The sequence below is a fragment of the Rhodococcus olei genome (genome assembly GCF_039540555.1).
Lineage (GTDB): Bacteria > Actinomycetota > Actinomycetes > Mycobacteriales > Mycobacteriaceae > Rhodococcus_G > Rhodococcus_G olei.
Genome location: NZ_BAABFB010000089.1, coordinates 1 through 9349 on the forward strand (window position 1 = coordinate 1; position 9349 = coordinate 9349).

General features: G+C 62.3%; 6 protein-coding genes and 2 pseudogenes. 5 read left to right on the top strand and 3 right to left on the bottom strand.

Annotation, left to right across the window (positions count from 1 at the left end; genetic code table 11):
- Positions 1-321 precede the first annotated feature (321 nt).
- Both ABD951_RS28020 and ABD951_RS28025 read right to left on the bottom strand, forming a co-directional pair.
- Positions 322-903, bottom strand: coding sequence for a TetR/AcrR family transcriptional regulator (locus tag ABD951_RS28020; RefSeq protein WP_345353459.1), 582 nt, complete (start codon positions 901-903; stop codon positions 322-324).
- 47 nt (positions 904-950) lie between these two features.
- Positions 951-1787, bottom strand: coding sequence for an alpha/beta fold hydrolase (locus tag ABD951_RS28025; protein ID WP_345353468.1), 837 nt, complete (start codon positions 1785-1787; stop codon positions 951-953).
- Positions 1788-2050: 263 nt separating this feature from the next.
- On the opposite strand from ABD951_RS28025, the gene ABD951_RS28030 reads away from it, so the two are divergent.
- From ABD951_RS28030 to ABD951_RS28050, 5 genes and pseudogenes are all read left to right on the top strand, one after another.
- A complete protein-coding gene (locus ABD951_RS28030; RefSeq protein ID WP_345353461.1) occupies positions 2051-3262 on the top strand; it encodes a cytochrome P450 in 1212 nt (403 codons plus the stop codon).
- 25 nt (positions 3263-3287) lie between these two features.
- The gene (locus tag ABD951_RS28035; RefSeq protein WP_345353463.1) at positions 3288-3476 is read left to right on the top strand and encodes a ferredoxin; all 189 of its coding nucleotides are present in this window, start codon (positions 3288-3290) and stop codon (positions 3474-3476) included.
- 4 nt (positions 3477-3480) lie between these two features.
- On the top strand, positions 3481-4650 hold the full coding sequence (locus ABD951_RS28040) for an NAD(P)/FAD-dependent oxidoreductase (protein WP_345353465.1): 1170 nt from the start codon (positions 3481-3483) through the stop codon (positions 4648-4650).
- 105 nt (positions 4651-4755) lie between these two features.
- A pseudogene (locus tag ABD951_RS28045) lies at positions 4756-7079 on the top strand (FdhF/YdeP family oxidoreductase).
- A 305-nt stretch (positions 7080-7384) separates the two neighbouring features.
- Positions 7385-8509 (top strand): Vgb family protein, encoded by a 1125-nt coding sequence (locus tag ABD951_RS28050; protein WP_345353466.1) that lies wholly within the window; start codon positions 7385-7387, stop codon positions 8507-8509.
- 220 nt (positions 8510-8729) lie between these two features.
- Here ABD951_RS28050 and ABD951_RS28055 read toward each other — a convergent pair.
- Positions 8730-9216 (bottom strand): annotated as a pseudogene (locus tag ABD951_RS28055) (transposase); the annotation flags it as partial.
- Between the last annotated feature and the right edge of the window lie 133 nt (positions 9217-9349).

The window sequence follows — 9349 nt, forward strand, 5'->3', positions numbered from 1 at the left end:
ACTTCCTCGGTGCAGGCATGATGCCGATCCTTCCGGGTCATCAGCCTCCAAGAAACCCGGGGCGAATCAGTCACACGGTCGAAAAGGGGGCCCGAAAACCGGGCCACCAGGGCGAGTTGATCGCCCTGACCCTGCCCGAGATCCGCCGACTGCTGTGCCTGCTGATTTGGACACCCTGACCCGATCCGACCCGGAACACGTCCTCACCCGCTCGCGCTGGCGTTGACGACACCAACCGAGATAGATTGTGCAACTACCGAACTCGCGAACAGACGCGATAAGCGCAACTGTAGTGCTAGCCACACTTCGCGCGGGTGGTTGCTACGCGTCGAGGTGCGCGTCGGACCACCCCGGCAAATCCAGTACCTCCAGACTCTTGAGTGCCATCGCCGATAGCAGCGCCCCGATCTCCCGTCCTGACGAGGCTCCGCCCGAACGCGTGGCATCGGACATCATGAGCGCCTGCACCGCCCGAATCGCGGTACGCAACCGGCCCTCGGTCCAGCCCGGGTAGCACTTCCCAAGGCAATCAGACCAGCGCTCGATGTACAGCTTCAGCCGCCTCTGATAGCGCCGCTTGTACGTTCCTGTCAGTGACCGGTGTTCACGCTCCCAGATGCCCGCCAGCATTCGGTTCGCCTGAGCGAACCCCACGAAGCTGTCGACCAGCTCGCGCAGCTCATCACGCGGGTCGTCTTTCGGATCGGACAATCCCACCAAGAGCGCGTCAATGGCCTGATCGAACAAAGTCGCGAGGATCTCCTCCTTGCCCGCGAAGTGACGGTAGATCGCCGACCCGCTCACGCCCGCCGCCTGACCAATCTCGTCGACCCCCACACCATCGAAGCTTCGCTCGTAGAAAAGCTTCTCCGCGGCCTCAAGGATCTGCTCGTCGCGTGCCATTCGTCGAATAGTACGCGATGCCGCGGGTCGTGAACGATCGTTACCGCTCACTCCGACCTTCCCCTTGCCTGAGGAACAAGCACCTCCGGGTCGCCGTCCAGGAACTGATGCAAACCATGGTCGAGCATTGCCCCGGCTTCGAACATCGGATAGTGCCCGCATCCTGGCATCTCGAGGACGTAGCCATCGGCGAGACGCTCGGCCAGCCAGCGAGCCCCCTGCACAGGATGCACCGGATCCTCTGAACCCACGATCAGCCGTACCGGCATCGTCAGAGCAGGGATCTCCGAGATGAGGTCGGCATCGAGCATGGTCGTATAGCACGCCAGCGCGGACCACGACGGCATTTGGAGCGACACCGCGGTCAAGTAGTCCAAAACCGCCGGATTCGGTTCGTTCGCAAACCCCGCCGCGATGGTGGCCCGCCGAGACGCCGGCCGGTTCTCCGTCTCTCCTCGCACCAACATCGGCTCGAGCCGGTCCCTCCGGCGCCCGAACGGAAACTCGTCACTTCGACACCCGCGAACTCCGTTGCTGCCGACGAGAACGAGTCGGCGCACTCTCTCGGGATGGCGCGCGGCAAGGTTGAAGGCGACCTGCCCTCCGAACGACCATCCCACCAGGTCGAATGACCCCAATCCCAGCGCGTCGGCGACACCGACGACGTCTGCAGTGAGTTCGGAAAGTGTGTAGCCAAGACGCGGCTTATCGGACTGACCGGTACCGCGCAGATCGATACACAACGTCCGATGGGTCGCGCTGAGCATCGTCACTTGCGCATCCCACACCGTGTGATCCAATCCGAAGCCCGCGAGCAAGATCACAGGACGACCATCACCCACGTCCTGCACCGCGATCTGATTCTTTCTTAATGTCTCCACCATCTTCAGCACAGGATGAGTGTACGACCGTTTCCAACCTATTGTCTTGCATCAAGCCTGAGTGTTCAGCACTTGAATGCCCTTGACTAGGCAGAAGGTGACGACCTGGCATCTTCTGCACCATGCGAGTGAACGACCATTGACACACGTGTCCCTCGTCACTGATGATGGTGTGCGGCCCTACTGCGATTGGGGAGCCGAATCCATGCCGAACAGCATCAACTTCCGGTTCGCCCCAACCCGTTCCCGTTCGAGGAGATGAGCGCATGACCACCCATACGGAACTGGACAAGTCCGCCCTGATCGACCCACAGACCTGGTTGGCAGGTGTTCCGCACTCGTTGTTCGACGCACTGAGGGAACAAGAGCCGATCTCGTGGAACGAACCGGAATCCGGCGGGTACTGGTCCCTGACCCGGCACAAGGACATTGCCCAGGTCTCCAAGGATCACGAACGATTCACCGTCGAACGTGGCGATCTGTACCCTCGACCCAGCGCGGAGACCCTGGCCGAGCAGCGGGACATGCTGACGCTGATCGATCCGCCGAACCACACCCGGCTCCGCAAGCTGGCTGCGAAGAGCTTCACCCCGCGAGTGATCGCCAAACTCGAGGGGTGGGTCCGCGAGGTGATCCGTGGAGTCCTCTCCGACGTGTCGGACAAGTCCGAGTTCGACTTCGTACACGACATAGCTGCCCGCATCCCTGGTCTGGTCATCGCCTCCATGCTGGGAATCGGGGATGAGAACGGGCGCGAAACGATCGTTTCGTGTGCAACCGACGTATTCGCAATGGACCAGCCGGACGGCCAGGTTCGCCATGTTCGGGGATTGCAGAATCTTGCTGCCTTCCTATTCCAAGTCCGTGAGGAGAAGCGCGCACACCCCGGCGACGACATCATGAGCGCGTTGAACGAGGCCCGCGACGATGACGGCCAGGCGTTGACCGATATGGAATACATCAAGTTCGTCTCCCTGCTGACCCTGGCAGGTTTCGAAACGACTCACACCCTGATGGGCCAGGGCATGCGAATCCTCCTCGAGGAACCGCGAATCAACGATGTGGTGCGTGAGGCTGTAGAGCACGACGCCACCCGAGAAGCCGTGGAGGAATTGCTCCGCGTGGTTTGCCCGGTCAACTACTTCGCTCGCACTGCGAAGGCAGACGTCCAGATCGGGGACCAGTTGATCAAGGAAGGTGAGATGGTTTTGCAGTGGTTCGCTGCAGCGAACCGCGATCCCGAGGTCTTCCTCAACCCTCACGAGTTCGACCTGACCCGGACCCCGAACCCACACATGGCCTTCGGCGGCGGCGGTGTGCACCACTGCCTCGGTAATCACATCGCGCGCCTCGAGACCAAAATCCTGTTGGAGGAGATGTACTCGAGGCCGACGAAGCTCGAACTCGCTGGCGAACCTCGACGCGGCGCAAACGTGTTCGTCAACCAAATTCTGTCGTTGCCGGTTAGGCACGTCTGAGAACCTCGACTGAAAGGGCACAACAATGAAGATCACGGTCGACATGGTCAAGTGTGAAGACCACGGGCAGTGCGTGTTCGCCGCACCCGATGTCTTCGACTACAACGACGACGACACCCTGGTATGGGATTCCGAGCCGTCCGAGGGCCAGCGAGCCAAGGTCACGCACGCGGCGGCTGTCTGCCCGGTCTCGGCCATCACAATAGAGTCGTAGTGTGATGGATCGGATCCTCGTAGCAGGTGCGTCACTGGCCGGGCTCCGTAGCGTCGAGTCGCTCAGAGCGCATGGGTTCCATGGCGAGATCGTCGCCATCGGCGACGAAGTACACCCCCCGTACACCCGTCCCCCGCTGTCGAAGGGGTCACTAACCACCTCGTCGCCCTCTGACGCGGTTACGATTCCCCACAATGCGGAGGCCACGTGGAGGTTGGGACGCACGGTAGTCGGATGCAGTCTTGATGCTGGGCGGGTGGATCTGGACGATGGCTCAAGCGAGGATTTCGATGGTCTCGTCATTGCCACCGGACTCCGCGCTCGTCGCCTGACCATTCCGGGTCCCTCCGGCGGCCGACACGTGCTGCGGACGCTCGACGACGCCCGGGAACTTGCCGGTGAGCTCCGGCCTGGACGCACTGTTCTGATCGTCGGCGCGAGTTTCATCGCGTGCGAGGTCGCATCGTCCGCGCGTGCCCGGAATTGCCGCGTGGTCGTCGTCGCGCCAGAGGAGAACCCCATGCTTCGAGTGGTAGGGGCAGAGGTCGGCGCCGCGCTGCGGGCACGCCACGAAGCCGATGGAGTCGAGTTCCACCTCAGCAAGCTGCCGGTGCGCTTCGAGGGCACCGACCGCGTCACCGGCGTGGTGCTCGACGACGGCACGGAACTGCCGGTGGACGTCGTTGTCGAAGCGGTGGGCTGCTCCCCCTCCGTCGAATGGCTCGCGGGCAACGGCCTCGACCTCACCGACGGAGTGCTGTGTGCAAACACCATGCGCGTGATCGGCGCCGACAACGCCGTCGCGGTCGGGGATGTCGCGAGATTCCCAAACCCGTTGTTCGATTCCATACCGCGCCGGATCGAGCATTGGACCATGGCAGGCGACACCGCGGACCGAGCGGCAGGAACCTTGCTCGGCAAACTCCCAGACCATCGGCCGTTCACTCCCCTCCCAAGCTTCTGGAGTGATCAACTCGGCATGCGTATCCAGGGATTTGGTGCCCCCGCATTGGCCGACGAGTACACACTCGTCTCTGGAAGCCTAGACGGTGACTTCGCGGTAGCCGGCTACAGGGAAGGAACCCTGATAGCGGTCTTTGGTATCGGGCGCCGACGCGACGTAAGCAAGCTTCGTCAGGAACTCCTCGACTCCGCCGTCAACTCGACGGCCTGACTGCCAGAGACCGCGGCTTCACGCTCCACCGATCCCCTTCGCCTATCGCCCCCTTTCGGGGCAAATGCAATGCCGGAATGAGAATCGAGTCAGGAGTGCAAGTCGATGACCGACACCACCGACAGGTACACCTTTGACGAGGACGAGGTCGTCGTCAGCCATGAGAAGTCCTATGCCGCGGGGGTTCCTGCGGTGTTGGTGTCGTTGCGCCGCGGGCTAGAGCAGATGGGTCCGGTACGCACCGCCCGGACACTGGCGAAGCTGAACCAGCGCAGGGGCTTCGACTGCCCGGGGTGTGCATGGCCGGAAACCCCCGGCCACCGCAAGCACGCGGAGTTCTGTGAGAACGGGGCGAAGGCGGTCGCGGAGGAGGCGACCACCCGCACTGTGGGCCCGGAGTTCTTCGCCGCGCACCCGGTGACGGAGTTACTGGGGCGGACCGACTACTGGTTGGGGCAGCAGGGCCGGCTCACGCATCCGATGGTGTTGTTGCCGGGAGCGACTCATTACGAGCCGATCGGCTGGGACGAGGCGTTCTCCTTGATCGCGGGCGAGTTGCGGGCCCTGGCGTCACCTGACGAGGCGGTGTTCTACACCTCCGGCCGCACCAGTAACGAGGCGGCGTTCATGTACCAGTTGATGATCCGGGCGTTCGGGACAAACAACCTGCCGGACTGTTCGAACATGTGCCACGAATCCTCGGGCAGCGCGCTAGTCGAGACGATCGGCATTGGCAAGGGATCGGTGTCCGTCCCCGATATCGAGAACGCCGACCTGATCCTGATTGCCGGCCAGAATCCCGGCACCAACCACCCCCGCATGCTCTCAACCCTGGAGAAGTCAAAGGCCAACGGGGCGAAAGTGATTGCGATCAACCCATTGCCGGAGGCTGGGCTTCTGCGGTTCAAGGATCCGCAGAAAGTGCACGGCGTGGTCGGTGACGGCGTGCAGATCGCGGACGAGTTTCTGCAGATCCGGATCGGCGGCGACCAGGCCCTGTTCCAGGGGTTGGCGAAACTGGTCCTCGACGCCGAAGACGCCCACCCGGGCACTGTCCTCGATCACGAGTTCCTTACCGAGCACTGCGCCGGGTGGGACGACTATGCCGCCCACATCCGCAGCACCGTGGACCTGGACACCATCGTCACCGCGACCGGCTTGACGATCGAGCAGATCCGACAGACGGCAGACGCACTGATCGCGTCGCGCAGAACGATCATCTGCTGGGCGATGGGATTGACGCAGCAAACTCACGGGGTCGCGACCATCCAGGACGCGGTCGCGTTGTTGCTGATGCGCGGAATGATCGGCAAACCCGGGGCCGGAGTATCCCCGGTGCGCGGGCACTCCAACGTCCAGGGTGACCGGACGATGGGCATCTGGGAGAAGATGCCCGACGCATTCCTCGACGCCCTGGACACCGAATTCTCAATCACCTCACCCCGCCACCACGGATTGGACGCCGTCGACTCGATCCGGGCGATGCGCGACGGCAAGGCGTCGGTGTTCATAGCGATGGGCGGCAACTTCGTAGCCGCCACCCCCGACACTGAGGTCACCGAGGCCGCACTGCGCCGGTGTGCGCTCACGGTGCAGGTGTCGACGAAACTGAACCGGTCCCATCTGGTCGCTGGGCGGACCGGGCTGATTCTGCCCTCGCTCGGGCGCACCGACAAGGACGTGCAAAACGGCCGCAAACAGCAAGTCACGGTCGAGGATTCGATGTCGATGGTGCACCTCTCGCGCGGCAGCCTGAAACCGGCCAGCGAGCACCTGCGTAGTGAGGTGGCAATTGTCTGCGGACTCGCGCAGGAGTTGTTCGGGCCGGAACACCCCGTGGCGTGGCAGGAATTCATGGTCGACTACGACCGGATCCGCGACAGCATTGCCCGGGTGATCCCCGGATTCTCCGACTTCAACACCAAGGTCCGCCAACCCGACGGGTTCGCGTTGCCACACCCGCCGCGCGACGAACGCCGATTCGACACCACGACCGGCAGAGCGAACTTCGTCGTCAACCCGTTGTCCTGGGTGCCCGTCCCCGACGGGAAACTGATCCTGCAGACTATGCGGTCCCATGATCAGTACAACACCACCATCTACGGTCTCGACGACCGCTACCGTGGCATCAAGGGCGGCCGCCGGGTGCTGTTCATCAACGAACTCGAATCACCACACTAGGATTCGCCGAAGGCGACCGGGTAGATCTGATCTCCGAATGGACCAGCCCGGACGGCACGGTGCAGGAGCGCCGAGCTGACGACTTCCGGCTAGTGCCGTACCCCACCCCGCGGGGGAACGTGGCCGCCTACTATCCGGAGACGAACCCGCTGATCCCGCTCGACCATGTCGCGGCAAAGTCGAACACCCCGGTGTCGAAGGCGGTCACCATCCGCCTTGAGAAGCAGGGCCTGAGTTGGGCCGGGTGACCACCCGGACCCTGGTGACCCGGATCAGCGAGACCCAGCGCTCCACCTGCCCGGACACCGGAGTAGCGGAAGAGCCTTCGACATTCGAGACGCAATGGCTCATTCCCCGCGGCGTACTTGAGACTCACGACAACACGATTCAGAGGAAGTCACTCAAAAAATACATTCCGATAATTGAGACATCTCCCGCCGAGAACAATGGGCCTCAAGATACTGCGCCATTCACAACGCCGCACCCCAATTTCTCCAAACTTTGAATTACTTCCGCGCATGCCACCCGAGTAACAAACATCCAAGGATCCGACGTGCAAAGACTGCAGCGGCGCCATTCGAACGGGCAGACCGCACTCACACTCCTCGCGGCTGTTGCGACAATGTGGTCGCTATCGGCTGCACCGTCGTACGCAGCGCCCCTGACAGGATTCGCGGAGTATCCCGATCCGTTGCACGCGCCTTGTGAGGGGATCCTCCACGAGCCTACCGGGCAAATCTACGTGGAGGAGATCGTAAATCCCGGATCCAACGGCAATATCGGCAGCCTGGGAGTGCTTGATCCGGCCACAGGTTCAATTGAGCGCTATCGCCTTCCTGTTCCGGAAACAACCGCGGGCGGTGCTGCATTCGGACCTGATGGAAACCTCTGGTTCACATACTTTGGTGCATCAAGCGGGGTCGCATTCATTGACCCCGACACGAAGCAATTCACTAACTTCCCAACACCGAACCCTCAGGCCACACCAACAGATATCTGGCCCGGCCCCGACAATGCTATGTACTTCACTGAATCGTTTGCCCAGAATCTAGGGCGGATAGACGTCACGACCCACCAGATGACAGAGGTCCCGATTCCGGAAGGCGGACTCAACATCCCCACGACGATCATCATGCCAGGAAGCGGCACCAGAATGATGTTCTCTGCCGCGCTGTCCAACAACATCGTCGAATATGACACCGCTACAGGGCAGTTCACCCTCCACAAGGTTCCGACACCCGGTGCCGTACCTCAGGGACTGACCCTCGGCACCGATGGCGCCATCTGGTTCAGTCAGACTATCGGAGCAAAGATCGGAAGAATCGACCCCGTCACAGGCGACATCACCGAATACCCGATTGCTACCCCAGATGTCCCCATACCTTCGATGGGACCGCTCGTTCTCGGATCCGACGGCAACTTGTGGTCTGCCAACGGTGGATTCACAGCCGGAAGCACAATCGGACGATTCAACACGACAACCCACCACATCGACTACTTTCCCCTCCCACGAGTAGGCTCCGGTCCATGCGACATAGACTCCGTCGCAGCCGCCCATGGAGCATTGGTCATCGGACAAACCACCGGCGGAGCGATTGCCGTGGCGAACATTGCCGAGCTGAACGCAATGGGGGTGTCCCCAGCTCCTCTGTCAAGTAGCGGTAGAGGTGGCGGCTGATGACTGGTCTGCGATCATGGCGCGGTAGGCGACATCGGGGCGCCGACGTTTGAGGATGCGCAGCGCTTCCATGCCACCGTCTCCGTTGGCTTTGCGCCGTGACAACAGTGCTCGTGCCTCAGGATGGCAACGGGCCTGGGTGAGCGCGATGCGGTGAACGGCTTCGGTCAAGTCCCAGGGCGTGGTGTACGAGGTTGTCGCGTGACTCCTCGTGGGGTTGTTATGCGGTCAGCGCTGCTGGTGCCACCTCCTGATCGACATCGTTGACGGTCTCGGCGGTGTCCTCGCCGCGCGAGCGGGCCAGCACGTCGAGGCCGAGGTATCGGCGGCCTTCGATCCACTCGTCGTGTTGTTCGGCGAGCACAGCCCCGACCAGCCGGATCAGGGCGGTGCGGTCCGGGGAAGATCCCGACGACGTCGGTGCGCCGGCGGATCTCCTTGTTCAGCCGTTCCTGCGGATTGTTGGACCAGATCTGTCGCCAGATCTGTTTGGGGAAAGCGGTGAACGCCAGCAGGTCGGCCGGTGCGCCATCGAGGCGGTCGGCGACCCTCGGCAACTTCTCCGACAGGGCATCGATCACTCGATCGTATTGGGCGTGAACGGAATCGGTGTCCGGTTGGTCGTAGACCGAGTGCAGCAACGTCTTGACCCAGGGCCACGACGCTTTCGGGGTGACCGCCATCAGATTGGTGGCGTAATGTGACTGTAAGGAATTAATGTATCGATTCGGTTGTGTCGTCTTCCTGCTGTGGTATCGCGGCGAGAAGGGCGGTGGCGGTGCGGTAGCGGGTGGGTGCCGGTGCCGGGGTGTAGCCGTCCTGTTCGAGCAGTGGCCGCAC

Bases quoted from the DNA above. Each gene is read 5' to 3' on its own strand.
- ABD951_RS28020 (WP_345353459.1), bottom strand. From the start codon at position 903: ATGGCACGCGACGAGCAGATCCTTGAGGCCGCGGAGAAGCTTTTCTAC.
- ABD951_RS28025 (WP_345353468.1), bottom strand. From the start codon at position 1,787: ATGGTGGAGACATTAAGAAAGAATCAGATCGCGGTGCAGGACGTGGGT.
- ABD951_RS28030 (WP_345353461.1), top strand. From the start codon at position 2,051: ATGACCACCCATACGGAACTGGACAAGTCCGCCCTGATCGACCCACAG.
- ABD951_RS28035 (WP_345353463.1), top strand. From the start codon at position 3,288: ATGAAGATCACGGTCGACATGGTCAAGTGTGAAGACCACGGGCAGTGC.
- ABD951_RS28040 (WP_345353465.1), top strand. From the start codon at position 3,481: ATGGATCGGATCCTCGTAGCAGGTGCGTCACTGGCCGGGCTCCGTAGC.